At 62.2% G+C, this 24,999-nt stretch carries 21 protein-coding genes, 1 tRNA gene and 1 pseudogene; 16 read left to right on the forward strand and 7 right to left on the reverse strand.

The genetic code is table 11. From position 1 onward, the window contains the following. Positions 1-203: 203 nt before the first annotated feature. Positions 204-1,628, forward strand: coding sequence for a glycosyltransferase (locus AADW18_RS00440; RefSeq protein ID WP_337341379.1), 1,425 nt, complete (start codon positions 204-206; stop codon positions 1,626-1,628). Next, on the forward strand, positions 1,625-2,548 hold the full coding sequence (locus AADW18_RS00445; RefSeq protein ID WP_337341380.1) for a hypothetical protein: 924 nt from the start codon (positions 1,625-1,627) through the stop codon (positions 2,546-2,548). Before AADW18_RS00440 ends, AADW18_RS00445 begins: the two co-directional genes overlap by 4 nt. Before the next feature lie 239 nt (positions 2,549-2,787). Here AADW18_RS00445 and AADW18_RS00450 read toward each other — a convergent pair. Continuing rightward, a tRNA-Pro gene (locus tag AADW18_RS00450) sits at positions 2,788-2,864 on the reverse strand. Positions 2,865-2,989: 125 nt separating this feature from the next. Here AADW18_RS00450 and hisS point away from each other — a divergent pair. Further along, positions 2,990-4,417, forward strand: coding sequence for a histidine--tRNA ligase (hisS, locus tag AADW18_RS00455; RefSeq protein WP_337341381.1), 1,428 nt, complete (start codon positions 2,990-2,992; stop codon positions 4,415-4,417). Between the two features lie 102 nt (positions 4,418-4,519). Next, entirely contained in the window at positions 4,520-6,412 is a 1,893-nt protein-coding gene (locus tag AADW18_RS00460) for an aromatic amino acid ammonia-lyase (RefSeq protein ID WP_337341382.1), read from the forward strand. 112 nt (positions 6,413-6,524) lie between these two features. On the opposite strand, the gene AADW18_RS00465 is transcribed toward AADW18_RS00460, so the two are convergent. Beyond that, on the reverse strand, positions 6,525-8,342 hold the full coding sequence (locus tag AADW18_RS00465; RefSeq protein WP_337341383.1) for a diguanylate cyclase: 1,818 nt from the start codon (positions 8,340-8,342) through the stop codon (positions 6,525-6,527). 243 nt (positions 8,343-8,585) lie between these two features. Here AADW18_RS00465 and AADW18_RS00470 point away from each other — a divergent pair, with 243 nt between their 5' ends. The 11 genes and pseudogenes from AADW18_RS00470 (at position 8,586) to AADW18_RS00520 (ending at position 18,629) form a co-directional block, all read left to right on the forward strand. Beyond that, positions 8,586-8,912 carry a YerC/YecD family TrpR-related protein gene (locus AADW18_RS00470; protein WP_337341384.1) on the forward strand — a complete coding sequence of 109 codons (327 nt, stop codon included), beginning with the start codon at positions 8,586-8,588 and terminating at the stop codon, positions 8,910-8,912. A gap of 11 nt (positions 8,913-8,923) precedes the next feature. After that, the gene (gene hisG, locus AADW18_RS00475) at positions 8,924-9,838 is read left to right on the forward strand and encodes an ATP phosphoribosyltransferase (protein WP_337341385.1); all 915 of its coding nucleotides are present in this window, start codon (positions 8,924-8,926) and stop codon (positions 9,836-9,838) included. 8 nt (positions 9,839-9,846) lie between these two features. Then, positions 9,847-11,148, forward strand: a complete 1,302-nt coding sequence (gene hisD, locus AADW18_RS00480; RefSeq protein ID WP_337341386.1) for a histidinol dehydrogenase — start codon at positions 9,847-9,849, stop codon at positions 11,146-11,148. Then, complete coding sequence (hisC, locus tag AADW18_RS00485; protein ID WP_337341387.1) at positions 11,145-12,257, forward strand: histidinol-phosphate transaminase; 1,113 nt, start codon at positions 11,145-11,147, stop codon at positions 12,255-12,257. The genes hisD and hisC overlap by 4 nt, the downstream gene beginning before the upstream one ends. 178 nt (positions 12,258-12,435) lie before the next feature. Then, the gene (hisB, locus tag AADW18_RS00490) at positions 12,436-13,509 is read left to right on the forward strand and encodes a bifunctional histidinol-phosphatase/imidazoleglycerol-phosphate dehydratase HisB (protein WP_337341388.1); all 1,074 of its coding nucleotides are present in this window, start codon (positions 12,436-12,438) and stop codon (positions 13,507-13,509) included. Beyond that, a complete protein-coding gene (hisH, locus tag AADW18_RS00495; RefSeq protein WP_337341389.1) occupies positions 13,509-14,108 on the forward strand; it encodes an imidazole glycerol phosphate synthase subunit HisH in 600 nt (199 codons plus the stop codon). The genes hisB and hisH overlap by 1 nt, the downstream gene beginning before the upstream one ends. Then, complete coding sequence (gene hisA / locus AADW18_RS00500) at positions 14,105-14,887, forward strand: 1-(5-phosphoribosyl)-5-[(5-phosphoribosylamino)methylideneamino]imidazole-4-carboxamide isomerase (RefSeq protein ID WP_337341390.1); 783 nt, start codon at positions 14,105-14,107, stop codon at positions 14,885-14,887. The genes hisH and hisA overlap by 4 nt, the downstream gene beginning before the upstream one ends. Next, positions 14,881-15,657, forward strand: coding sequence for an imidazole glycerol phosphate synthase subunit HisF (gene hisF, locus AADW18_RS00505; protein WP_337341391.1), 777 nt, complete (start codon positions 14,881-14,883; stop codon positions 15,655-15,657). Before hisA ends, hisF begins: the two co-directional genes overlap by 7 nt. Before the next feature lie 55 nt (positions 15,658-15,712). Continuing rightward, positions 15,713-16,294 carry a bifunctional phosphoribosyl-AMP cyclohydrolase/phosphoribosyl-ATP diphosphatase HisIE gene (gene hisIE / locus AADW18_RS00510; protein WP_337341392.1) on the forward strand — a complete coding sequence of 194 codons (582 nt, stop codon included), beginning with the start codon at positions 15,713-15,715 and terminating at the stop codon, positions 16,292-16,294. Between the two features lie 314 nt (positions 16,295-16,608). Then, a pseudogene (locus AADW18_RS00515) lies at positions 16,609-18,048 on the forward strand (calcineurin-like phosphoesterase family protein); the annotation flags it as partial. Between the two features lie 2 nt (positions 18,049-18,050). Continuing rightward, positions 18,051-18,629 (forward strand): YdeI/OmpD-associated family protein, encoded by a 579-nt coding sequence (locus AADW18_RS00520; RefSeq protein ID WP_337341393.1) that lies wholly within the window; start codon positions 18,051-18,053, stop codon positions 18,627-18,629. Between the two features lie 367 nt (positions 18,630-18,996). Here AADW18_RS00520 and mtnC read toward each other — a convergent pair whose 3' ends face one another. The 5 genes from mtnC to AADW18_RS00545 form a co-directional block, all read right to left on the reverse strand. Beyond that, positions 18,997-19,701 (reverse strand): acireductone synthase, encoded by a 705-nt coding sequence (gene mtnC, locus AADW18_RS00525; protein WP_337342086.1) that lies wholly within the window; start codon positions 19,699-19,701, stop codon positions 18,997-18,999. After that, positions 19,701-20,258 (reverse strand): acireductone dioxygenase, encoded by a 558-nt coding sequence (locus AADW18_RS00530; protein WP_337341394.1) that lies wholly within the window; start codon positions 20,256-20,258, stop codon positions 19,701-19,703. The genes mtnC and AADW18_RS00530 overlap by 1 nt, the downstream gene beginning before the upstream one ends. An 88-nt stretch (positions 20,259-20,346) precedes the next feature. Continuing rightward, positions 20,347-20,988, reverse strand: a complete 642-nt coding sequence (locus AADW18_RS00535; protein WP_337341395.1) for a methylthioribulose 1-phosphate dehydratase — start codon at positions 20,986-20,988, stop codon at positions 20,347-20,349. Between the two features lie 179 nt (positions 20,989-21,167). Then, a complete protein-coding gene (locus tag AADW18_RS00540) occupies positions 21,168-22,601 on the reverse strand; it encodes an amino acid permease (RefSeq protein WP_337341396.1) in 1,434 nt (477 codons plus the stop codon). 87 nt (positions 22,602-22,688) lie between these two features. Further along, a complete protein-coding gene (locus AADW18_RS00545) occupies positions 22,689-24,176 on the reverse strand; it encodes an amino acid permease (RefSeq protein ID WP_337341397.1) in 1,488 nt (495 codons plus the stop codon). Positions 24,177-24,362: 186 nt separating this feature from the next. On the opposite strand from AADW18_RS00545, the gene AADW18_RS00550 reads away from it, so the two are divergent. Beyond that, positions 24,363-24,929 carry an NUDIX hydrolase gene (locus AADW18_RS00550; RefSeq protein ID WP_337341398.1) on the forward strand — a complete coding sequence of 189 codons (567 nt, stop codon included), beginning with the start codon at positions 24,363-24,365 and terminating at the stop codon, positions 24,927-24,929. Positions 24,930-24,999: the final 70 nt, after the last annotated feature.

Raw genomic sequence — 24,999 nt, forward strand, 5'->3', positions numbered from 1 at the left:
GGCTAAGGTCAGCATCAACCTGATGCAGGCCTAGTAAAAGGTGACGAACCGCGTCACTTTTTTGTGCGGCACGTCACGTTAATGTTTTCACTAGTAACTATTGCAAGAATGGCCCGCGAGTGGCGCGACGGCGACGATTGGCATGAAATTTGCTCGGTTGGGACAACAAGGGACCTATCCCGCTGTCCGGATTGCACGCCGCCATGTACGACACGCACGCTCCATCGCCACTCACTGTCGCGGACACCATCGTCCCAACCCCGCCGGACAGTTCACTACCCGCGGTTGTGGAGCCGGTTGGCGGGCATCGCCGCTTCTATGTGCCGGTGCGTCTGAAATACGTGCTGGTACTGATCGTCGCTCTTGCGTGGGTAGCGGCCAGCGTCAAGCTTTCGCAGCCTTGGCTCAATGAGTTGTCCAAGCCGATCGGCTTCGGTCTGGCGCTGTTCGTGATCGCGTTCATCGCCTACGTGCCGGGATTCATGAATGCCTTCCTTATCGGCTCCATCCTGTCGGATCGCCGTCCTCGCCTTCGCACATTCACCGAGTTGCCGGACGTCTGCGTACTGGTGGCCTGCTACAACGAGAGCGAGAACATCGCCGATACGTTGGCCAGCCTGGCCCGGCAAGACTATGCGGGCTCCGTCGAAGTAGTGGTGATCGACGATGGTTCCGTGGATGACAGCCTCGCCATCGCCCAAGCCAAGGCCGCGGAATACTCGCGTCCTGGCTTGAGCATCCGGGTGCTGGCTCAGCCGAAGAATCGCGGCAAATCGCAAGCGCTCAACCGTGGGTTGGCGGAGACCACGCAATCGCTGGTGATCACCGTGGATGGCGACTCCTACCTTCGCGCGGACGCGCTACGCAAGCTGGTGGAGCGCTTCCTGTCCGATCCTGCTGGCACGGTAGCCGTCGCCGGTGCGGTACTGGTGCGTAACTCTCGCGAAAACTGGCTGACTCGCAGCCAGGAATGGGATTACTTCCACGGTATCGCCGCGGTGAAGCGCATGCAGAGCATGTACCACGGCACTTTGGTCGCGCAGGGCGCGTTCTCGCTGTACACCCGGGCGTCGCTGGAGCAAGTCGGCGGCTGGCCGGAGTGCGTGGGCGAAGACATCGTGGTTTCGTGGGCGCTGCTGAAGACCGGCGCGCGCATCGGCTACTGCGAAGAAGCCTGCCTGTTCACCAAGGTGCCAACCGAACTCGGCCAGTTCGCACGCCAGCGTCAGCGCTGGTCGCGCGGATTGATGGAAGCTTTCGCACGTCACGGCAATCTGCTGGTCAAGCCGCGCATGACGACCTTGTTCATTTGGTGGAACCTCTTGTTCCTGCCACTTGATCTGGTCTACACGTTGGCTTTCATTCCAGGCGTGATCCTGGCGCTGTTCGGCTACTACTGGATCGCGGGTGTGATGACGCTGCTGGTGCTTCCGCTGGCGGCCATCTGGAATCTGATCATCTTCCGCGTGCAGTCCAAGATGTTCAAAAACCAGGACTTGCGCGTACGGCGCAACATCGCTGGTTTCATCTTCTACACGATGGCCTACACCATGATTTTGCAGCCGGTGTGCGTGATGGGTTACGCCGCCGAACTACTGCGCTTCCGCAAGACCTGGGGAACGAAATGAAAGCAAGTGGTATCGCCACCGCACTGCTGTTGGTGCTGGCAACTACTCCGGCCATGGCGGCCGAAGAAGAGGCGCCGGTGCGCCAGGCCGTGCGCACGGAGGCATGGATCGGCTCCGACGCCGACGGTAACGAAACACAAAAGTACGCATTGGGCTGGGATTTTCAGCATCGGGACCTGGAGCACTGGAAGGGCGCGAAGGTCGAATACGCGCGCTTTTCCGGCGATGGCTGGTCCGAGAGCGAACAGCGGCTATACCTGAGTGGCGCGGGCGATCTGGGGCAGTGGCGCTGGGACGCGGACATAGGCAGCAACGGCGAGGACCTGCTGGGCAACTTCTCGGTGCATAGCCGGGATGCGCGACGCAAGGAGTTCTTTGTCGAACGCGACGTACTGGAGACTCGTCGGGGTACCGAGCAGGATCTGGTACAGACGTTCGCTGGCGCCGCGATCGATCTGCCGATGGGAGACCGTTGGTCTGCCAGCGTTCTGGCCGGTGCGCAGGACTTCGGTTCGGGCGACAACCTGCGCACGCACCTGCGCGGCAATCTGGTGTACGCGATAGCGCCGGAGCAGGGCATCAGCGTGCAGCTGCGCACTCGCTACTATCGCAATAGCGAAGCCTTCGAGGGCGATTACTACTCGCCGCCGTGGTATGGCGAAGCCTTGGGGATACTGGCTTGGCGCCGGTACGTGGGCGGCTACCAATGGTCGGCGAAGGCCGGCTGGGGCCGGCAGCGCAGTTCGGAAGAAAACTGGAAGCGCGCGCGGATGGTCGAGTTCGGAGTGGAAACACCGCGTTGGAAAAACGCGTGGCTGCGCCTGGACGCCGGCTACACCGACACTCCGGTGCTGACCGATACCGGTACTGGCAGCTATGCCTACCGATACCTGCGATTGCAGGCGCTGGTCGCGTTCTGATTACTGACGCTCGCCGTCGCAGGTGAATGCGGCGCGGCGGCTGGAAGACAGACGGGCGGATTGCCGGTCCGGCTTGTCACGTTCATGAACCCAGTGGCTGGCAAGCCATTCGCCGAGCGCAGCTGGCACAGCCGCGCACGCCGCATGCACTTTGAGCGCATGAACGGAGCAGCTGGTGGTCTAAAGATGGGCAAAACAGAAGGGGGAAACCGAAAACAGCTGGTGGCAAGGCACCTGGCTGGTCGGGGAGACAGGATTCGAACCTGCGACCTCTACGTCCCGAACGTAGCGCTCTACCAGACTGAGCTACACCCCGTGAAGCTCGCCATTGTATTCAGTCGACCGGTCACTCGGCAATAGGGCGACGAAGATTCCGCAGGATCCGGCACCAATAGGCATTCAGCCTTAAAATGGAAGTTTGCCGCCCGTTGGAGTTTTCGCTTGATCAAGCCGCGTACGCCGCCCGGAGTCATGGAACTGCTGCCTCGCGAGCAAATCGCGTTCCAACGCATGCTGGATACGATTCGTCGCAACTACGAGCGGTTCGGTTTCCTGCCGGTGGAAACGCCGGTATTCGAGCTGTCGGAAACGCTGCTGACCAAGTCCGGCGGCGAGACCGAGCGGCAGGTTTATTTCGTGCAGTCCACCGGCGCGCTCGCCAAGTCCAGTGATAGTGCGGAAGGGTTGCCCGAGCTGGCCCTCCGATTCGACCTGACGGTGCCCTTGGCGCGCTATGTGGCCGAGCACGAACACGAGCTGACCTTCCCGTTCCGGCGCTACCAGATCCAGCGCGTCTACCGCGGTGAACGTGCGCAGCGCGGACGTTTCCGCGAGTTCTACCAGTGCGATATCGATGTGATCGGCAAGGACGCGTTGTCCATCCGCTTCGACGCCGAGATCCTGGCGGTGATACATGCGGTCTTCAGTGATCTGGGCATTGGTGCTTTCACCATCCAGCTCAACAATCGCAAGTTCATGCGTGGTTTCTTCGAAGCGCAAGGCATCGCCAACGGTGAACTGCAGGCGCTGGTATTGCGTGAAGTGGACAAGCTGGATAAGCGCGGCGCCGATTACGTGCGCGAGACATTGATGGGCGAAGGCTTTGGCTTGTCCGCCGACGCCACCCAGAAGATCCTGGATTTTGTCGCGCTGCGCTCCAGTTCGCACAGCGACGCGCTGCTGCAGATCGAAAAAGTGGTGAGCCAAGTCCAGCTTGCCTCCGGCGCCAGTGCATCGCTGCAGGAAGGCGCGAACGAACTGCGTGAGGTATTGGAACTGGTCAAGGCGCTGGGTGTGCCGGAAAGCGACTATTGCCTGAATTTCTCCATCGCGCGCGGGCTGGATTACTACACCGGCACCGTTTACGAAACGCAGCTCGACGACTACCCGCAGATCGGTTCCATTTGTTCCGGCGGCCGTTACGAAGATCTGGCCAGCCATTACACCAAGTCGAAGCTGCCTGGCGTCGGCATCTCCATCGGCGTGACACGCTTGTTCTGGCAGCTGCGCGAAGCCGGACTGATAGCCGGCAGTGAGGAAAGCAGTGTGCAGGCGCTGGTAGCGTTGATGGACGAAACCCAGCTTGCCGATTCGCTGGACATCGCGCGGCGTCTGCGCGCCGGTGGCATCAACACCGAGGTGCAGATGGAGCCGCGCAAGCTGGCCAAGCAATTCCAATACGCATCGCGCGCTGGCGTGCGCTTTGTCGTACTCGCCGGTGAAGACGAACTGGCGCGCGGCGTGGTGACGGTCAAGGATCTGCAACGCGAGCAGCAGTTCGAAGTGACGCGCGACGAGTTGGCCAGCAGCCTGAAGGTGGAGCTGGAGCAGGCCCGACTGGAGCGGGCCCGCTCGCTGGCAGGACATTGACATGCGGATCCGCGTTGTTGCGCTGCCGATCGGCTTGATCGATGGCATGCCTGCCGGCAAACCGCCGGCACAAACGATCCGTCTTTTTTGGGAAGCGAAACGATGAAGCCGATCCGATTGGACGGAAAATCCCTGACCCGTGACAAACTGGTCGAAATTGCCTTTGGCGCCAGCGTGGAGCTGGATACCGAGGCGTTGAAAGCGGTAGCGCGTGCCGCCGAATTCCTTGCCGAACAAGTGCGCCGCGAAGAACCGATCTACGGCGTCTCTACCGGATTCGGCAGCAACGCCGACAAACTGCTGGGCGCGCATCCGCTGCGGGATGCCTTGCCTGGAGCCGTACCTTCGGGCCGTTCGCTGCATGAAGAGTTGCAGCACAACCTGATCGTCACTCACGCCGTTTGCGTGGGCGAGCCCATGTCGCAGGAAGTAGTGCGCGCCATGCTGGGCATCCGCATCAATACCCTATTGAAGGGCCACTCCGGCATTCGTGTGGAAACGCTGCAGGCGCTGGCGGCCATGCTCAATGCCGGCATCGTGCCGGTGGTGCCTGAATTGGGCTCCGTGGGTGCTTCGGGTGATTTGGCGCCGTTGTCGCATCTGGCCATCGTATTGCTGGGCGGCGGCGAAGCCTTCTACAACGGCGAGCGCATGCCGGGTGGCGAAGCGCTGCGCCGCGCCAGCCTGGCGCCCATCCGGCTGTCGTACAAGGAAGGTCTGGCGCTGAACAATGGCACCGCGCAGATGCTGGCGATGGGCGTGCTGGCGCTGTATCGGCTGGACAACCTGCTGGACACCGCCGACCTGGCAGCCGCGATGACCATCGATGCCTTCGCCGGCCGACTGGGCGCTTTCGCCGAGGAAGTGCATGCTCTGCGACCGCATCCAGGGCAAGTCCATGTGGCTTCGCGCCTGCGCGAACTGCTGCATGGTTCCACGCTGGCGGATATTCCCTATCACCTGGTGCCCAAGTTCCGTTCGTGGTTGCCACAAAGCTGGGACACCGAGGAAGCGCAGCAGTTGCGTTTCGATATCGGCTGGGATTGGGTGCCTGCCGATCAGCGTCATGGCCGCGAAAAGTTCTACTTGCGGTTCCGGCCGTTCCGCGGCGGCAAGAAGCACCAGCCGCAGGACAGCTATTCGCTTCGCTGTATTCCGCAGGTGCACGGCGCGGTGCGCGATGCGGTCGCGCAAGCCAAGCGCGTGCTGGAAGTGGAATTGAATGCCGTCACCGACAATCCGCTGGTGTTCCCCGACAAGGCCGATGCGGCGCACGTGGAAGAACAAGTCATCTCCGCCGGCCATTTCCATGGCATGCCGCTGGCGTTGGCGATGAGCTACGTGAAAGCGGCGATTCCGGTATTGGCATCAATCTCCGAGCGCCGCCTCAACAAGCTGGTCGACCCTGCTACGAACGATGGCCTGCCCGCGTTCCTGATCGGCAATGAAGATGGCACCGAATCGGGCCATATGATCGTGCAGTACACCGCCGCGGCGATCGTCAACGACCTGGCCAGCCGCGCGCATCCGGCTTCGGTATTTTCGATACCGACCAGCGCCAACGCGGAGGACCATGTGTCGATGGGCGCCAACGAAGCGCGGCACGTGCTGGCGATGACACGTGATCTGTCCAAGGTGCTGGCGCTGGAGCTTTACACCGCCGCCCAGGCCCTCGATCTGCGTCGCGATATGATCAATGCCGCGCGTGGATTGGCGCGTCGCGCGGACGCTGCGGCACTGGCATCGAAAATATCCGGTGGGCCGCTGCCGACAGCAGCAGGGCATGAGACCTTCATTGCCGAGGTGGAGGGATTGCGAGCGGAACTGGCGGCAAGTGAAGAGTTCCATCCTGGCGCCGCCGTCGCCGCTGCGCATGCCGTCATCCGCCAATCGATTTCATTCCTGGAACGCGATCGCGCGCTGGATGGCGAAGTCGCTACCGCGGTGCATCTGGTTGACTCAGGGGAGTTGCTGGCGGCGGTGCGTAACGGGTAATCGTCTGGGAAATCTTGCGGCAGGAGCGTCGTCCCGGCGCCGGCTTTTTGCTCCTATCGCGATCTCAAGGGAAGAGCTCGCGGCGAGACGGCGCTCCTACGGCAAACGTGTTCTACAAGGCTCTCACGCAGTCCCGCCCCTCGGCCTTCGCCGCATACAGCGCCTGATCGGCGACTTGCAGCGCGGAGTCGATGCTGTTCTTGGCTTCGATATCCACGCTGTGCACGCCGATGCTGGCGGAAATGGAAATATTGAATTCGCCGCTGTGGCAAGGACGCTCACGCAGCCTCTGCCGCAGCTGCTCGGCAACGGCGCGGGCTTGCTCGGGTCCCAGGTTGGGCAGTGCGGCAATGAACTCTTCGCCGCCGAATCGCGCCAGCAGCGCGTTGTAAGGCTCCAGCGCTTCGGCCAGCGTATCGGAGGTCCAACGAAGGCAGTCATCGCCCACCAGGTGGCCGTAGGTGTCGTTGATACGCTTGAAGTGATCCAGGTCGATCATCAGCAGTGAAATCGGCTGACGCGTGTTGCGCGCTTGCGACAGCAGCTGTTCGAATGCTTCACGAAAATGCGTGCGGTTGTATAGATCCGTCAGACCGTCATGCCTGCTGAATTCACGCAGGCGCTGATGCGCGTCTTCCAACTGGCCCAAAGCGCTGCGCAGTTCGGCAGTACGCAATTGCACTTCCTGTTCCAGCTGGATCTTGGCGTTCCCTACGATGCGCTCGTTTTCATTGCGCAACGCGGCATAGCGATAGCCTAGCGCCACCGACAGCAGCAACATTTCCAGCGCCGAACCGATCTGCACGCCGTACTCGGTGATGAAGGTCTTGGGCAGCAGGCCGAAGGCCAACGCTACAAATACCGCCGTTCCCAACAGGAACATGGCCCAGGCCAGCAGAAAGACCTTCGCGGGGAGATAACCGGTGCGCATCACCGCGATGGTGATGGCGGCGATCCAGGCAATGCTAAGAAAAACCGCTGCGGACGCGACTGGAACCGAGATGTGGTACGGCAATTGCGTGGACGCGATGCCCAGCAGCACGAAGAAGACGATCGTACCGAGGCTGACATGATCGCCTCGCGGCCAACGTTGCCGCAGGTCCAGGAACTTCCGCGCGAATTGCTGCATGCCGATCTGCGCCAGGCAAATCGATAAAGGCACGGACTTGTCCGCCAGCCACATCGACTGCGGCCAGAAATACTCGAACCCCAATCCATTCAGCGTGAACAACACCAGGCCAAACGCGCTGATATGGAACAGGTACCAGAAGTAGCTGGCATCGCGCAGCGCTAGCCATAGCACCAGGTTGTAGAAGAACAGTGCCAGCAGGATGCCGTAATAGATGCCGATGCCCAGTTCGCTGTTGCGTGCCAGTTCGGTGAAAGCCGTGGGCGTGTAAAGCGAAAGCGGCACTTGCATGGAGCTCTGGCTTTCCACCCTCACAAACAGCTGCACTGGCGTGTCGACCGGCAGGTTCAACCAGAAGTTCGGATGGCGATAACGAATGCTGCGCTGTTCGAACGGATGGTTGTCGCCGCCGATGTAATGCACCACGCGTCCATCCGGATACCGCGCATAGACATCGATCTTGTCGCTTAGCGCGTAGTCCTGGACCAGTAGCCAGCGCTGTTCCGTGGGATTGTGGTTCAGCAGCGTGGCATGGAACCAATAGGCACCGGTCTGGAAGCCGAAAGAGGAATCGCCGTCAGGCAGTGGCTGGAAGCGTTGCGCGGACAAGTGGGCGAGGGCGGCGTCAAGGTTCGCCCCCCCATCGGTGTCGTGAAAATAAGCGGTGTATGGGCTCAGCGATTCTTGCGTGGAGTCGGCGGCCATCTCTAGACGGGATTGTTCCAGTCGTGGCTGTGCCTGCGCCGATCCGCAGACCAGCAAGATCAGTAGGCCAATCCAGCGGAAGTGCCAACGGCTCATGCCCAGCGCCTTTCCCCCAAGCGGTTCGCCGGGCCGTGCCACGTCCGGCTGCCCGAGCCGCTTGCATCGCAGTGTACTCATCGTTCCGGGTCCCGCCTGCCGTTGTGCATCGAGTCGCCTTCCGTTTTTGCGATGGTCCGCACCTTCCAACGCAAACCGCGGCCAGCGCAGGGCAGCGGGTTGACGGCGAGCCCAGAGTGTATTAATGTGATAATACATTAGTACATTGAATGGTCGATACCGATGAAACGCCGCTCCCCTGCCGCCGAACCAGCCGAAAGCGCCTCATTGCAGGCGCTTTCGAGCGCAATGGCGACGCTGACGCGGCCGGAAGATGTTCGCGCCTTCCTGGAGGATCTGTGCACGCCTGCTGAGCTGGAAGCCATGGCGGACCGCTGGCGGGTGGTCCCGTTATTGCTGAAGGGCGTGCCTTATCGGGAAATTCATGAGCTGACCCAGGTCAGTGTCACCACGATCGGCCGGGTCGCCCGCACGCTGGAACGCGGCGCCGGCGGTTACGCGCGAGCGATGCGTAGCCAGTCGTCGCGTTCCTTGCCCGCTTCCCACTGAGTCCGAACACCATGAGCCCCATAGTCGCTCCCGCGACGCGCGACCGTCTGCGCATCGCTATCCAGAAAAGCGGCCGGCTGGCCGAGCCGGCGCGTGCGCTGCTGTCCGCCTGCGGGCTGAGCTGGCGCGAAAGCCGCGACAAGCTGTTCTGCTACGGCGAATCGCTGCCGGTGGACCTGCTATTGGTTCGCGACGACGATATTCCCGGCCTGATCGCCGATGGCGTCTGCGATTTTGGCGTGGTCGGTCGCAATGAACTGGACGAACAAGCGGGTGCGCGCGCTCGTATTGGATTGCCGCAGGCTTATCGCGAACTACGACCGCTCGGTTTTGGCGCCTGCCGATTGATGCTCGCCATCCCGGAAAACTGGAACTGGGATGGACCGGCGCAGTTGCAGGGCATGCGCATCGCCACCAGCTACCCGGCGATTCTCGCCAACTGGCTAGTAGCGCAGGGTGTGGATGCGAGTGTCGTGGAATTGTCCGGCTCGGTGGAAATCGCGCCCAAGCTGGGCACCGCCGATCTGATCTGCGACTTGGTTTCCAGCGGTGCCACTTTGGCGGCCAACCAGCTCAAGCCGGTGGAAACGCTGCTGGACAGCGAAGCCGTACTGGCGGGGCCCACTCGCGAATTCGAGGATGCGCGCGCCGGACTGGCGGCGATGCTGTTGCGACGCCTGGACGGTGTACTGAAACTCAAGGACAGCAAGCTGCTGATGTTCCGCGCTCACCGCGATACGGTGGCGGAACTGTCGCGCTTGCTGCCCGATGCCGACCCGCTCACTTTGCTGCCGATGGAAGGCGATGGCCCGCTGTCGTTGCAGACGATGTGCCATGGTGCGGTTACTTGGCAGCGCCTGGAAGAACTGGAACGTGCTGGCGCGCAGAGCCTGATGGTGCTTTCGGTCGAGAGGTCGTTGGCATGAGTGCGTTGATGAGCGAGCAGCTGGATTGGTCCGCGCTGGACGAGTCCGCACGCCGGGCGGCATTAACCCGGCCGGTGCAAACAGTGGCGACAAAAACGCGCGAGTCGGTGGCGGTACTGCTGGCGGATGTGCGTGAACGCGGAGACGCCGCACTCCGCGATATCACCCTGCGCTTCGATGGTTCGCAGATCGAACGTTTCGAAGTGAGTGCGGAGGAGTTCGCCGCCGCCGAGGCGTCCGTGGGCGCAGAGTTGCGCGCGGCGATGGAACAAGCGGCGCAACGCATCGAAACCTTTCATAAAGCCGGTATCGCGCAGCCCTACGCTGTGGAAACCGCACCGGGCGTGGTGTGCGAGCGGATCATTCGCCCCATCGCACGCGTCGGTTTGTACGTACCTGCCGGCAGTGCACCGCTGCCTTCGACCGCATTGATGCTGGGCGTGCCCGCACGCTTGGCCGGTTGTCGCGAAGTAGTGCTGTGTACGCCGCCACGCAAGGACGGCAGCGCCGATCCGGCGGTGCTGGTCGCGGCGCAGCTGACCGGTGTGACGCGCGTGTTCAAGCTGGGTGGTGCGCAAGCCATCGCGGCGCTCGCTTACGGCACCACCTCGGTGCCCAAGTGCGACAAGATATTCGGGCCGGGCAACAGCTACGTCACCGAAGCCAAGCAGCAGGTGGCTCAAAGCGGCGCGGCCGCCATCGACATGCCGGCCGGCCCTTCCGAGGTGCTGGTGATTGCCGATGCTGGCGCCGACCCGGCTTTCGTCGCCGCCGATCTGCTCTCGCAGGCCGAACACGGCCCGGATTCGCAAGTACTGTTGATCTCCGATTCCGCCGAGCTCATCGATAAAGTCGCGGCGGAAATCGAGACGCAACTGGTCAGGTTGCCTCGCGCGGACATCGCACGAGGTGCGTTGGCCTCTTCACGACTCATCCGGGTAGACGCACTGGAAGACGCATTCGCCATCAGCAATGCCTACGCGCCGGAGCACCTCATCCTGGCCCTGCGCGAGCCGCGGACTTGGCTGGATAAAGTGGAAGCGGCCGGTTCGGTGTTCCTGGGCGATTTCACGCCCGAAGCACTGGGCGATTACTGCAGCGGCACCAACCATGTGCTGCCTACCAGCGGCGCGGCGCGGGCCTACAGCGGTGTCAGCGTGACCAGCTTCCAGAATTTCGTCAGCGTGCAATCGGCCGACCGCGCCGGCATCGCGGCGATCGGCGCTTGCGCGGTGGTCCTGGCGAAGGCCGAAGGTTTGGATGCGCATGCCAATGCGGTGTCGTTGCGCCTTCGCAAGGTGGCGGCATGAACACGACGCCCAATAGCCCTGCGCCAGACAGCCGCGTCCTCGACCTGGTGCGGGAAGATCTACGCGGTTTCGCCGGCTACAAATCCGCGCGCAGCGAAACCCTGCGCGGCGATATCTGGTTGAACGCCAATGAGTCCGCCTGGGCCAATCCCGCCGACACGCAAGCCTCTTGCCGCCGCTACCCTGATCCGCAGCCGCAGGCGCTGCGCGAACGGCTGGCGGAGTTGTACGGCTGCACAGTGGATCAACTGCTGATCGGCCGCGGAAGCGACGAAGCCATCGATCTGCTGGTGCGTGCGCTCTGTGTCCCTGGGCGCGACGCTGTCGTCGTCACGCCGCCGGTGTTCGGCATGTACGCCGTTTGCGCGCGGCTGCAGGATGCGCGTATCGCCGAGGTGCCGCTGATCGATAGCGAAACTGGATTCGTCGCGGATCTCCAGGCGATTGCCGAAGCGGCCATCGCTGGCCGAGCCAAACTGGTCTTTCTATGTTCCCCGTCCAATCCCGCAGGTTCAGTCATTGCATTGGCCGATATCGCATTGTTGGCCAAGCGCCTGGAGGGCAGGGCGCTCGTGGTGGTGGACGAAGCCTATGGCGAGTTCTCTGATAGCGCGTCGGCGACTACCTTGCTGGCTTCGCACCCCAATATCGCGGTCCTGCGTACTTTGTCCAAGGCGCATGCGCTAGCTGCCGCACGCATCGGCAGCCTTATCGCGGACGCGGAACTGATCGACGTGCTGCGTCGTTGCCAGGCGCCGTATCCGGTGCCCACACCATGCGCCGAACTCGCGCTGGCTGGTTTGTCGGACGCAGCTTTGGCGCAAACGCGTCAACGAACTGAACTGGTCAAATCGGAGCGATCACGCCTGCAAGCCGCACTGGCGGTGCTGCCAGAAGTCGTGCGCGTGTATCCGTCGCAAGGGAATTATCTTTTGGCGCGTTTCCGCGATGCCGAAGCGGCATTCCGCTCGTTGCTGGCAGCCGGCGTGGTAGTTCGCGACCAACGCGCTGCACCGCAACTGGGCAACGCGTTGCGCATCACCATCGGGTCGCCGGAACAGAATGACCGGGTGGTTGCCGCACTCCGGGCGTTGGAGATGGCGGCATGACCTGGGCGAAAAGCAAATCCCCCCCGTCTCCCTTTTTCAAAGGGGGGAACGGATTAGATACCCTTGGCGATGATGCATTGCCTCCCCTTTTGCGGCGCTTCTCAACAGCCGAATGGCTGGTCAAAGGGGACCGAGGGGGATTTGCTTTTGGCGAGCCGCTTCCCAACGAGAACATTCGATGACCCCCCTCCTGTTCATCGACCGCGACGGCACCCTGATCGAAGAGCCCGCCGATTTCCAGATCGACGCCTACGAAAAGATCCGCTTCGTCAAAGACGTCATACCAGCGCTGCTGAAACTGCGCGACGCGGGCTACCAGTTCGTCATCGTCAGCAATCAGGACGGACTGGGCACCGAACAATACCCGCAGGCAACGTTCGATGGCCCCAACAACCTCATGTTGCAGATCTTCGAAAGCCAGGGCATCCGCTTCCGCGAAGTGTTGGTGGACGGTAGCTGGCCGGAAGAGAACAAGCCGACCCGCAAGCCGGGCATCGGCATGGTGTTGCACTATCTGCAGGACCGCAGCATCGACTGGAAGCGCTCGGCGATGGTCGGTGATCGCGAAACCGATATCGCCTTCGCCCAGAACCTGCGCATCCGCGCTTTCCAGTTGAAGACACCGCAATTCGGCGGCGAATGGGACTGGAGCGGCATCGCGCATGAATTGGCGGACGCACCCCGTCGCGCGGTAGTCCAGCGCGATACCAAGGAAACCAAGATCCGAGTGGAAGTGGACCTGGACCGTATTGCCGATCCCAACGTACACACGGGTTTGCCGTTCTTCGATCACATGCTGGAACAGATCGGCAAGCACGGTGGTTTCGCACTGAATATCAGGACCGACGGCGATCTGCACATCGACGAGCACCACACCGTCGAGGACACTGGGCTAGCGTTGGGACAAGCGTTGCGCGAAGCACTGGCCGACAAGCGCGGTATCGGCCGCTATGGGTTCACGCTGCCGATGGACGAGACGCTGGCAACGGCGGCCTTGGATTTCAGCGGCAGGCCGTACTTCGTGTTCGAAGGCGAGTTCAAGCGCGAGCGCGTTGGCGATCTGCCGACCGAACTGGTGCCGCATTTCTTCCGTTCGCTGTGCGATGCATCCGGCCTGAATCTCAACCTCAGCGTGCGCGGGGACAATGACCATCACAAGGTCGAAGCCTGCTTCAAATCGCTGGCGCGCGCATTGCGGCAAGCCATTCGCCGCGAAGGTGCGGAACTGCCCTCGACCAAGGGAGCCCTGTGATGCAGGTTGCCCTGATCGATGCCGGCGGCGCCAATCTCGGCTCGGTGCGTTACGCCTTGCGGCGCCTGGGCGTGGAAGCGACTTTGACAGGTGACGCACAGACAATACGCAATGCTGATCGAGTGATCCTGCCCGGTGTCAGCACCGCCGCCATGGTGATGGGGCGGCTGCACGAACTGGGATTGGTGGATACGTTGCGTAGCTTGGAAAAGCCATTGCTAGGCGTCTGCGTAGGCATGCAATTGCTGTTCGAACACTCCGAAGAAGACGACACGCCGTGCCTTGGACTGCTACCGGGCCACGTCGCAAAACTGCCAGCGGGCAAAGGCGTGCGTGTACCCCACATGGGATGGAATACGTTGCACCTGCAGCGTCCCACGTCCCTGATGAAAGGCATGGAGGAAGACGGCTACGCCTATTTCGTGCATAGCTATGCGGCACCGGTGACGGACGACTGCCTGGCGTCCACTCAGCACGGCTCGTCGTTCGCGGCCATTGTCCAGCGCGGCAATGTGGCAGGCGCGCAATTCCATCCGGAGCGGTCGGCGACGGTCGGTGCCACATTGTTGAAGAATTTCCTGGAGACCGGCCTGGCATGAACGGAATAGCTGCCAATACGGCACAGCCTCCCTTTCAGCGCGAGACGGGCTTTCAGCTTTACCCCGCCATTGACGTGCGTGAAGGACGCGTGGTGCGGCTGGCGCAAGGCGACTATGCGCGCGAGACGCGCTATGACAGTGAGCCCCTCGTCGTCGCGCAGCTCTACGCGCAACAAGGCGCGCAGTGGCTGCACCTGGTCGACCTGGATGCGGCACGTGCAGGCGGGTATACGCTTGCGCCGTTGCTGCGCGAAATCCGCGCGACCACAGGACTGAAAGTGCAAACCGGTGGAGGTGTGCGTTCGCAACAGGACGTGGCGGATATTCTGGAGGCGGGCGCTCAGCGGGTGGTGATCGGATCGCTGGCGGTGCGCGAGACGCAAACCGTGTTGGATTGGATCGCCGGATTCGGCGCCGAACGCATCACCGTTGCGCTGGATGCGCGACAGGATGAAGCCGGTATCTGGCGTTTGCCGGTGCACGGCTGGACCGAAACCGCTGCCGACACATTGGATGATTTGGCCCAACGCTTCGCCGATGGCGGCTTGTTGCATTTGTTGAGCACTGATATCGCGCGCGATGGCATGCTGTCGGGTCCCAACTTCGATCTCTATCGCCATCTGGGACGGATCGCACCGACGTTGCGGGTGCAGGCCTCTGGTGGCGTACGCGAAGCCGGCGACGTAGCGACGGCGAGAACGGAAGGCTGCGCCGGTATCGTGCTGGGACGCGCCTTGCTGGAAGGTCGCTTCACGTTGCCGGAGGCACTGGCATGCTGAGTCGCCGCATCGTTCCCTGCCTCGACGTACGCGACGGCCGCGTGGTCAAAGGCGTGCGCTTCCGCGACCACGTGGACATGGGCGATATCGTCGAACTCGCACTGCGCTATCGTGATGAAGGTGCCGACGAGCTGGTGTTTTACGACATCGGCGCCAGCCCGGAAGGCCGATCGGTGGATTACAGCTGGGTGGAACGCGTATCCAGTCTGCTGGATATTCCCTTCTGCGTAGCCGGCGGCATCCGTAGCGTGGAAACCGCGCGCGCAGTGTTATATGCCGGGGCAGACAAGATTTCGATCAATACACCCGCATTGGCGCGGCCTGAGCTTATATCCGAATTGGCGCGAGCTTTCGGGGTGCAGTGCGTGGTGGTCGGCATCGATTCGGTTCGCGAAGCCGACGGCGAATGGCGCGTACGCCAGTACACCGGGGACCCGGCCAAGACCCGCGCCTTGCCGATACGCACGCTCGATTGGGTGACCGAAGCGCAGCGGTTGGGCGCTGGCGAGATCGTGCTGAATTGCATGGACAACGATGGTGTTCGCCGCGGCTACGATATCGAGCAATTGAGCGCAGTACGCGCGATCTGCCAGGTGCCGTTGGTCGCTTCTGGCGGCGCCGGCGAACCGGAGCACTTCGCACAGGTTTTCCGTGAGGCAGACGTGGACGCAGCACTGGCCGCCAGTGTTTTCCATAGTGGAAAAATTGCCATCGCCGATCTGAAGCGTGATCTGGCGGAACAGGACATCGAGGTGCGCCGTGGGAACTGATGCGATACCGCCGCTTTCATCCGCGAGGCCGGATGCGACTTTCTTAGCGGAAGAATTGGATTGGAACAAGGGCGACGGCCTGTTGCCGGCCATCGTGCAAGATGCCGGCAATCACCGTGTACTGATGCTCGGCTACATGAACCGTGCGGCACTCGAGGCGACCCTGGATAGCGGCGAGGTCACGTTCTACAGCCGCAGCAAGCAGCGTTTGTGGAAAAAGGGCGAGAGCTCCGGCCATGTGCTGCGCCTGGCGTCGCTGGAGACCGATTGCGACAACGACACCCTGTTGATCCAGGCGCACCCGCAGGGTCCTACCTGTCATCTTCAGCGCGCGAGCTGCTTCGCCGATGCACCCTCGGATTTCCTGTCCGACCTGGATGCGTTGGTCGCCGAACGCGAGCGCGATCGTCCCGCCGATAGCTACACCACGCGCTTGTTTGAAGGTGGCGTGCGGCGCATCGCACAGAAAGTCGGCGAGGAGGGCGTGGAAACCGCATTGGCCGCCGTCGCCCAGGACGATGCGGCGTTGCTGGGCGAAAGCGCCGACCTGCTTTTCCACCTGACCGTGCTGCTGCGCGCCAGGGGGCTCTCGCTGCAAGATGCCGTAGCGGTGCTGCAGGATCGTCACCGCAAATAGGGAGCACGATTGCCCCGTAGGAGCGGCGTCCCGCCGCGAGCTCTTTCCACCAGATCGCGATAGAAGCGAAGAGCTCGCGGCGGGACGCCCGCTCCTACCCGGCTCTTTGCGCTTGCAGGGTTACTCCAGGCGATAATCGACCCCGGTATTCCCCGGAGTCGCCCGTGCGCTGTTTTCTCGCCGTCCTATCCCTGTTGTCACTGGCTCACCCCGCCGCGGCTAGTGTGCCGTCGTCGCCCTGCAACGCCGGCCAGGTTTGGGAAGACAGCAATGGCAACGGGCAGAGAGATCCAGGCGAGAAATCGCTGCCAGACATCAAGGTTTCCGACGGTATGACTGTGGTTCTCACCGATGCCAACGGCGAGTACCGACTACCGGTGATCGACGGTCGCACGGTATTCGTCATCAAGCCAGCCGGATACGACTTGCCGCAGCGACCGGACGGACTGCCGGATTTCTGGACGCACGTGCATAGCAAGCCCGGCCCATCGCTGAAGTACGGCGGCATCCCGGCGGCATCCCCTAAGTGCAGGAACTTCGGTCTCCTGCCACAAAAGGTATCGGGGCAGAGCGATCTTGACGTGTTGCTGTTCGCCGACACGCAGACCAAGAGTCGCACCGATGTCGGCTACTACCAGCGCGACATCATTGAGCCCCTGATCGGTAAGCACAACGCGCAATTGGGACTGACCTTGGGCGATGTCGTCGACGACGATCTGTCGCTGTATCCGGCTTTGAATGCACAGACGAAGCGGTTGCAGATACCGTGGCTGCATATCGCGGGCAATCACGATCTGGATTTCGATGCGCCTCGCGACGAGGATTCACTGTCGAGCTTTCGCAACGTCTACGGACCAGATACTTTCGCTTGGGAAGAAGCGCGCGCGATCTTCATTGGCTTGGATAACGTGATCTACCGGCCCAGCGGGAAGCCCGCCTATGTTGGTGGTTTCCGCGAGGATCAATTCGGGTTCCTCGAAGCCTATCTGCGTACCGTGCCCAAGGATCGTCTATTGGTGCTGGGCATGCATATCACGTTGTTCGAAGCGACAGGCGGTGCAGAAACCTTCCGCAAGCCAGACCGCGAGCGGTTGTTCGAGCTGCTGCGGGACTTTCCACATGTGCTGATACTCAGTGGACATAGCCATACGCAACGACACTGGTACCACGACGCTGCAACCGGCTGGTCAGGCGAACGGCCGCTGCATGAGTACAACGTCGGTGCTGCGTGCGGTGCATTCTGGTCGGGCGTGAAGGACAAAGAGGGCGTTCCGGATGCCACCATGGCCGACGGCACGCCGAACGGCTATGCACGGCTACGGGTGAGCAATGGTGGCGTGTACGCGCTGTCATGGCACCCGGCGCGCAACCCGCAGTCGGCGATCGGCCTGCACGCACCCAAGGTCTTGCGGCAGGGCGCGTATCCGGCATGGGGCGTTTACGCCAACGTCTACATGGGTGATGACGGCACACGGGTGGAGTACCGCATCGACGGCGGCGACTGGAAACCGATGATGAAGGTTCTGCAAGCCGATCCGGCATTGACCGTGGAAAATATGCGCGATGATTTGGCGGAAACGTTACGCGGCTACGATCGTTCGCCGGAAGCCAAGCCATCGCCGCATCTTTGGCGCGGCTCGTTGCCCACGCAACTAGAGCCAGGCGAGCACAGCGTGGAAGTGCGGGCACAAGATCGCTGGCGCGGGGAATTGCGGGCAACGACCTCATACAAGCTGCAGTCTGCAACGGAGTAATCATGTCCCAGACGTTCGATCTACCCGTCAAACACTTCAAGAACGCCGCCGCGTGGGAAAAGTGGCTCGCGGCGCATACCGCGGAAAAAGGCGTCTGGCTGCAGATCGCGAAGAAGGGTTCGGAAATGGTCTCCGTGAGCTATGCCGAAGCGCTGGAGGTTGCGCTTTGCCATGGCTGGATCGACGGACAGAAAAAGACCTTTGATGCGCAATGTTTCGTCCAGCGCTTTACCCCACGAAGACCACGCAGCGTGTGGTCAAAGATCAATGTCGCCAAGGTGGATGCATTGATCGCCGCCGGACGCATGCAACCCGCAGGCTTGCGCGAAGTGGAAGCTGCCAAAGCCGATGGCCGCTGGCAAGCCGCTTATGACAGCGCTACCACCATGGAGGTACCCCCCGAACTGGCGGCGGCATTGGCGAAGAACAAGAAAGCCGCAGCCTTCTTCGAGACGTTGAACAAGACCAACCGCTATGCGGTGTGCTGGCGGGTGCAAACCGCGAAGAAGCCGGAGACGCGTGCCGACCGAGTGAAGAAGTTGGTGGAGATGCTGGCGCGGGGCGAGAAGATCCACGGTTGATGGCGCCACACGTGCGGCTTGGTGATGGATGCCGTTGTAAGAGTGGTGCCGGCACCGGTGAGTCGCGATAGATCACCCAGGCAATTTTCGGTCGCGACTCGCATCGCTCCTAAACAAAAACGCCTCCCGAAGGAGGCGTATCTGGATCCGGGCTTGCTGGCGATGGCTGGCTGGCGCGGAACGCGTTACTGGCTGGCGAATGCGGGCGAGTTGCGTGGCGCGAAGTTTAGTTGGATGTCGCGCGCATTGCGGGAATGAGAATTAGTCTCAATTGCGGGCTGCGGAGTGAAGTGGCGAGCGGAAAGAGCATCTGGCTTTTGCCCCCTTCTAAAAAGGAGGAGGTAGAAGCAGCATTTCCCAGCCCCGCTTAGTCAACAGGAATCTGGACATCGGCAAAACTGGAAACGCGAACATGCCCCTTGGCAGCATCGCCAATTCGCGGCTTCGGGTAATCCTGTACCCGATCGATCAGGCGCGTCTGCATCCCGGCTTCACGGGCCGCGTCCAGTTCCTCCACCACATCCGAGAGAAACAGGATGCCTTCTGGCGCCACGCCGATGCTCTCGGCGATACGGCGGTAGCTTTCGGCTTCGCGCTTGCCGCCGACCTCGGTGTCGAACCAGCCGGAGATGAGAGGTGTCAGGTCATCCGCGTCGCTATGGCCGAAGAAGAGCTTCTGCGCGGGTACCGAGCCGGACGAATACACGTACAGCGGATAGCCCTGCTGATGCCACCGTTGCAACGCCGGCGCTGCGTCGGGATAGATGTGCGCGGTGAAGTCGGCGTCGCGATAGCCGGCTTCCCAGATCATGCCTTGCAATGCCTTCAGCGCGGTGTGCTTGCGGTCCTGGTCGATCCAGCCCTGCAAGGTTTCCACGATCACATCGTCGCTGCAGATGCTGCCGTGCTCGGTCGCCACGACATCCAGCCAGCGGCGTACTTCCGGATCGTGGCCGTGCTGACGCACGAAGGCGGGCAGGGCGCGACGCGCATAGGGAAACAGCACGTCCTTGACGAAGGAAATACTGCTGGTGGTGCCTTCGATGTCGGTGAGAATGGCGCGGGGTTGCATCACGCCTTGCCGCCTGGTTCATAGCGCGGAAATTTCTTTGCGATCTCGGTGCCGGTGAAATGACCCACCCAGCCGTCCGGCTCGGTGAAGAAACGGATCGCCACGAAGTTCGGCTCAGGCCCCATGTCGAACCAATGCTTGGTGCTATCCGGGACGGCGATCAGATCATCCTGCACGCACTCGACTTCGTACACTTTGCCGTTGACGTGCAGGGTGAACAGGCCGGAGCCTGCGACGAAGAAACGCACTTCGTCTTCCTTATGGAAATGCTCGTCCAGGAATTTCGCGCGCATGGCCTCGCGCTGCGGATTGTCCGGCGCGATGCTGACCACATCGACGGTCTTGAAACCGCGCTCAGCGATGAGCCGATCGATGTCGGCGCGATAAGCCTCCATCACTTCCTCCGGCGATGCCCCCGGGGTGATCGGCTTATTGGCTTTCCAGCGTTCGAACGTCACCCCGATCTTCTGCAGCTCGGCAGCGATGAAATCGGGATCGTAGCTGGCGAATTCCGGCGTGGCCGGATCGTTCTCATTGAAGATGCGAAGACGGCTCATGGCGACAAGCCTCGGATAAGGGGGTTTGAAAAGGTTAGCAGGTGATCGGGTACGGACCAGTGACCGGTCCGGAACGCTGTGGTCCGGTTCAGCGCCGGCAGCCCAGCTTGCGCAGCTCCAGCTCGCAGTGGAACAGGAACTCGAATGCTTCCAGATGGCGGCGCGCCTCGGCCATGTCGCGGCCCCAGGCGTACAGGCCATGCCCATCGATCAGATAACCCCATAGCGCCTGCTGATCCAGCAACACGTCCACCTGCGCGGCTAGCGTGGGCATGTCCTGCGTGTTGCCGAACACAGGCACTTCGATCTCGGATTCATGGGTGGTGTTGCCATGAAAGGCCTTCAACAACTCGTAGCCTTCCAACCGGATATGGCCGGCGCCGGCGAACAACCGCGAAGCGATGGTCTGCACCGGCGAATGGGTGTGCAGTACACAACCGATTTCGGGAAAGCGGCGGTAGAGCTGCGTGTGCAGCAGGGTCTCCGCCGAAGGACGATGGTCGCTGCCGACGGCCCTGCCATCGAAATCGACCACCATGATGTCGTCTTCGTTCAGTCGGCCCTTGTCGCGCCCGGACACGGTGATCGCGGCGTGCCGGTCGTCCAGCCGATGCGAAAAATTGCTGCTGGTGGCAGGTGTCCAACCCGCCTGCGAGAGCTCGCGGATATTGGAGATCAGCAGGCCGGCCAGTTCCCGCAGGCGGACGGCGTCGTAGGCGGATGCGTTCATGCGCGCATTGTAGCGCGCGTCGAAAGCCTCAGAACCTGTTCACGCTCCGTCGCGACGAAGGTAGGCGGTCCGTGGCGGAGCGGAGCAAGCGCAGCCTATGTGGGATACGTGAGCATTGCGAGCACCGTACGCGGGCCGCCTGCCGAGCACGGCAGGAGCGTGAACTGGTTCTCGGCGGATCAGCTTTTCACGCCGCGCAGGCGGCTATGCCGGAAGCCATAGCCGAAGTAGATCAGGAAACCAACCGCGGTCCAGACACCCATCAGCATCCAGTTGTGGAAGGTCATGGTCGACAGCAGCGCCATGCAGCTGAAGACACCCGCCAGGCAGATGCCCCACGCAAACGGAATGCGGAATGGACGCGCCAGGTTGGGTTGTGTGCGGCGCAGGATCAACACGCCCATGCAAACCGCGGCAAAGGCGATCAGCGTGCCCATCGAGGTTAGTTCGCCCAACACGTCAAGTGGGAACAGCGCCGCCAATAGCGCGATGCCGATGCCGGTGATGACCGTGTTGATATGCGGCGTGCGGTAGGTGGGGTGGATCTTGGTGAAGACTGGCGGCAGCAACCCGTCGCGGCCCATGATCATGAAAATGCGCGGCTGCCCGATGATCATCACCAGCACCACCGACGACAAACCGATCAGCGCGCCGATTTCCACGACAATCCTCAACCAGCCCAGTTGCGGATGCGCCGCCACCGCGGTTACCACCGGCTCGTCGGTGCCCAGCAGCGTATACGGCACCAAGCCGGTCATCACCGCGGCCATGGCGATGTACAACACCGTGCAGATCGCCAGCGACAGCAGCATGCCGAAAGGCAGATCACGCTGTGGCTTGTTCGACTCCTGAGCAGCGACGGATACCGCTTCGAAGCCGATATAGGCGAAGAACACCAGCGCCGCACCGCGCAACACGCCTTCGAAACCGTATTTCCCCGGGCCTTGATTCTCAGGAATGAAAGGCTGCCAGTTGCTGGGGTCGACGTACTTCCAACCGGCAAAGATCACCAGCAGGATCAGGCTGGTTTTCAGTATCACCATGACCATGTTCATGGCGGAGGATTTGCGGATGCCGATGTAGCACACCCAGGTCAGCAGCAGCACGATCGCCGCGGCGGGCAGGTTGGCAATCGAACCGGTCGGGTTGAGCTGGGCATCGAGCGGCGCGCTGACCAGCGCTTTGGGAAGATGAATGTCGAAGTGGTCCAGCAGACTCAGGAAATAGCCGGTCCAGCTGACCGCGACGGCGGAGGCGGACACCCCGTATTCCAGCACCAGCATCCAGCCGATGAACCAGGCGGCCAGTTCGCCGAAGGTGGCGTAGGTGTAGGTGTAGGCGCTGCCGGACACGGGCACCATGGCCGCGAACTCGGCATAGGCCAACGCGCAGAACGTGCAGCAGATGGCCGCCAGTACGAAAGAAAGCATGATGGCCGGCCCGGCGTGATCCGCCGCCGCCTGCCCGGTGATGACGAAGATGCCGCCGCCAATCACCGCGCCGATGCCAAGCGCGGTCAGGCCCCAAGGCCCCAGTGTGCGAATGAGATTCAAGCCCGCCGCATCGGTATGGCTGGCATGGGGGTGTTTGGTGGCCCAGAGTTGTCCGAACATCGGCTACTTCCAAAATAGGTGGCGCGCCACCAGGTCGAATTGCAAAAAGGCCGGCGAAACTGCCGCCGGCCTTGGGGTTCCCGTCGGTTACGGCGCCTGTCGCAACTTGCTGTGACGGTAACCGTATCCGAAATAGATCAAGAAGCCGACGAACGTCCAGGCACCCAGCAGGGCCCAGTTGTACCAGCCCATGAAGCCCACCAGTGCCAGGCAGGACAGGGTGCCCAGCACGCAGGTGACCGGAGCGAAGGGAACCCGGAAAGGCCGTGGCAGATCCGGGCGGGTACGGCGCAGGATCAGCACGCCAGTACAGACGGTCGCGAACGCGAGCAGCGTTCCCATCGATACCAGGTCGCCCAGGATGCCCAGTGGGAAGAAAGCGGCCAGCAGCGCGGCGACCACGGCGACGACCACGGTTGCCTTGTGCGGCGTGTGGTACTTGGGGTGGGCGGCACCGAAGAACTTCGGCATCAGGCCGTCGCGTGCCATGGCGAAGAAGACGCGGGGCTGACCCATCAGCATGACCAGGATGACCGAGGTGAGGCCGGCGACGGCGCCGATCTCTACCGCAAGTTTCAGCCAGGAAAGTGCCGGGTAATTCTCAAGCGCAGTGGCGACCGGTTTCGCGGTCCCCAGCAGGTTGTACGGCATCATACCGGTGAGCACGGCGGCGACGATGATGTACAGAACGGTGCAGACGGCCAGCGAACCGAGGATGCCGATCGGCATGTCGCGCTGCGGATTCTTGGCTTCCTGAGCGGTGGTGGAAACCGCGTCGAAGCCGATATACGCGAAGAAAACGATGGACGCTGCCCTGAACACGCCGGGCCAGCCGAAACGGTCGCCGCCTTCGTTGGGCGGGATGAACGGCGTCCAGTTGTCCGGATTGACGTACTGCGAACCGAAGCCGATCAGCGCCAGGATCACGCCCACCTTGATCGTCACGATGACCGCGTTGGCGGTGGCGGACTGACGGATACCGATGTAGCACAAGACGCCTACCGCGCTCACGATCAGCACGGCCGGCAGGTTGAACAGCGAACCGGTCAGGGTGAAGTTGCCATTGGCGTAAGTTACCGGCGCGGATTCCAGCAACGCCGGGAACTTCCAATCGCTACCCAGGTAGTGAGCGATCGTTTCCATGAGGCTGATCGTATAGGCGGACCAGCCGACTGCCACCGCGGACGCGGCGAACAGGTATTCCAGCACCAGGCTCCAGCCCACGAACCAGGCCACCGCCTCGCCCAGCGTGGCATAGGTGTAGCTGTAGGCGCTGCCCGAGACCGGGATCATCGCGGAGAATTCCGCGTAGCAAAGACCCGCGAAAGCACACGCCACGCCAGCCAATACGAAGCTCAGCATGATGGCCGGGCCCGCGTGATTGGCGGCGGCCTGGCCGGTCATCACGAAGATGCCCGCGCCGATGATGGCGCCCACGCCAAGCAGGAGGAGGTGGCGTGCCGTAAGGACCCGTTTGAGGTCCGATTCGCCCGTCAGGGACCCTTCCACCGGTTCGCCCGCGTCCACATGCGGCGACGCTTCCACAGGCTTGACCCTGAACAGACCTTCTAACATTCGCTACATCCCCTTACTGGCTATGGCCCGGCTTGTGGCCGGTGCATCGAAATAGGCGCGTCGGCACCCTGGGGGTGCTGACGGAAGGCGGTACCTTGCCAAAGCACGGCAGGGAGCACAAGCGCGGTTGCAGCATCGACGGGCGATAATCCCACGCTTGGCGCAAGTTGTGGAATGAGGAACAGCGTGACGAGTAGATACCAGGCACTGGCGAGACAACTAACACATTATCAGCAGCGCTGGCCCGAGGAATCCGCCACCGTGGCCGACTTCCTGGCGCTGCTGGATGATCCGGCCAATCCGTTCGTGCGCGAGCGGCACGAAGGCCACTTCACGGGCGGCGCCTGGCTGGTCAGCGCCGACGGCCGGCGGACGCTGTTGACCCACCACCGCAAATTGGGGCGCTGGCTGCAGTTGGGCGGCCACGCCGATGGCGACACCGATATGGGCCAGGTGGCGTTGAAGGAAGCCGAGGAGGAATCCGGACTGCCAGGGCTGGAAGTCGAGGCCGATACCATCTTCGATCTGGATCGGCACTGGATCCCGGAACGCCGGGACGTGCCAGGCCATTGGCATTACGACGTGCGTTACGTGGTGCGGGCCGGTGAGGATGAGAACTACGTGATCAGCGAAGAGTCGCTGGATCTTGCGTGGCGGGACATCGCACCCATCGCCGCGGATGGTTTCGATGAATCGCTGAGCCGCATGGCGCGAAAATGGTTGATGCGCGCAAGCGGCCCAAGGCCGCTGTAGGAGCGGCCGCTGCCCGGTAGGAGCGGCGTCCCGCCGCGAGCTCTTCGCTTCTTTCGCGATCTGGCAGGAA

The sequence above is a fragment of the Pseudoxanthomonas sp. CCNWLY206-1 genome (genome assembly GCF_039710385.1).
In the GTDB taxonomy this organism is placed as follows: Bacteria; Pseudomonadota; Gammaproteobacteria; order Xanthomonadales; family Xanthomonadaceae; genus Pseudoxanthomonas_A.

Bases quoted from the DNA above. Each gene is read 5' to 3' on its own strand.
- AADW18_RS00520 (WP_337341393.1), top strand. From the start codon at position 18,051: ATGTCCCAGACGTTCGATCTACCCGTCAAACACTTCAAGAACGCCGCC.
- hisG (WP_337341385.1), top strand. From the start codon at position 8,924: ATGAGCCCCATAGTCGCTCCCGCGACGCGCGACCGTCTGCGCATCGCT.
- hisD (WP_337341386.1), top strand. From the start codon at position 9,847: ATGAGCGAGCAGCTGGATTGGTCCGCGCTGGACGAGTCCGCACGCCGG.
- AADW18_RS00530 (WP_337341394.1), bottom strand. From the start codon at position 20,258: ATGAGCCGTCTTCGCATCTTCAATGAGAACGATCCGGCCACGCCGGAA.
- hisH (WP_337341389.1), top strand. From the start codon at position 13,509: ATGCAGGTTGCCCTGATCGATGCCGGCGGCGCCAATCTCGGCTCGGTG.
- AADW18_RS00460 (WP_337341382.1), top strand. From the start codon at position 4,520: ATGAAGCCGATCCGATTGGACGGAAAATCCCTGACCCGTGACAAACTG.
- mtnC (WP_337342086.1), bottom strand. From the start codon at position 19,701: ATGCAACCCCGCGCCATTCTCACCGACATCGAAGGCACCACCAGCAGT.
- AADW18_RS00470 (WP_337341384.1), top strand. From the start codon at position 8,586: ATGAAACGCCGCTCCCCTGCCGCCGAACCAGCCGAAAGCGCCTCATTG.
- AADW18_RS00465 (WP_337341383.1), bottom strand. From the start codon at position 8,342: ATGAGCCGTTGGCACTTCCGCTGGATTGGCCTACTGATCTTGCTGGTC.
- AADW18_RS00445 (WP_337341380.1), top strand. From the start codon at position 1,625: ATGAAAGCAAGTGGTATCGCCACCGCACTGCTGTTGGTGCTGGCAACT.
- AADW18_RS00545 (WP_337341397.1), bottom strand. From the start codon at position 24,176: ATGTTAGAAGGTCTGTTCAGGGTCAAGCCTGTGGAAGCGTCGCCGCAT.
- AADW18_RS00540 (WP_337341396.1), bottom strand. From the start codon at position 22,601: ATGTTCGGACAACTCTGGGCCACCAAACACCCCCATGCCAGCCATACC.
- hisF (WP_337341391.1), top strand. From the start codon at position 14,881: ATGCTGAGTCGCCGCATCGTTCCCTGCCTCGACGTACGCGACGGCCGC.
- AADW18_RS00440 (WP_337341379.1), top strand. From the start codon at position 204: ATGTACGACACGCACGCTCCATCGCCACTCACTGTCGCGGACACCATC.
- AADW18_RS00535 (WP_337341395.1), bottom strand. From the start codon at position 20,988: ATGAACGCATCCGCCTACGACGCCGTCCGCCTGCGGGAACTGGCCGGC.
- hisA (WP_337341390.1), top strand. From the start codon at position 14,105: ATGAACGGAATAGCTGCCAATACGGCACAGCCTCCCTTTCAGCGCGAG.
- hisB (WP_337341388.1), top strand. From the start codon at position 12,436: ATGACCCCCCTCCTGTTCATCGACCGCGACGGCACCCTGATCGAAGAG.
- hisC (WP_337341387.1), top strand. From the start codon at position 11,145: ATGAACACGACGCCCAATAGCCCTGCGCCAGACAGCCGCGTCCTCGAC.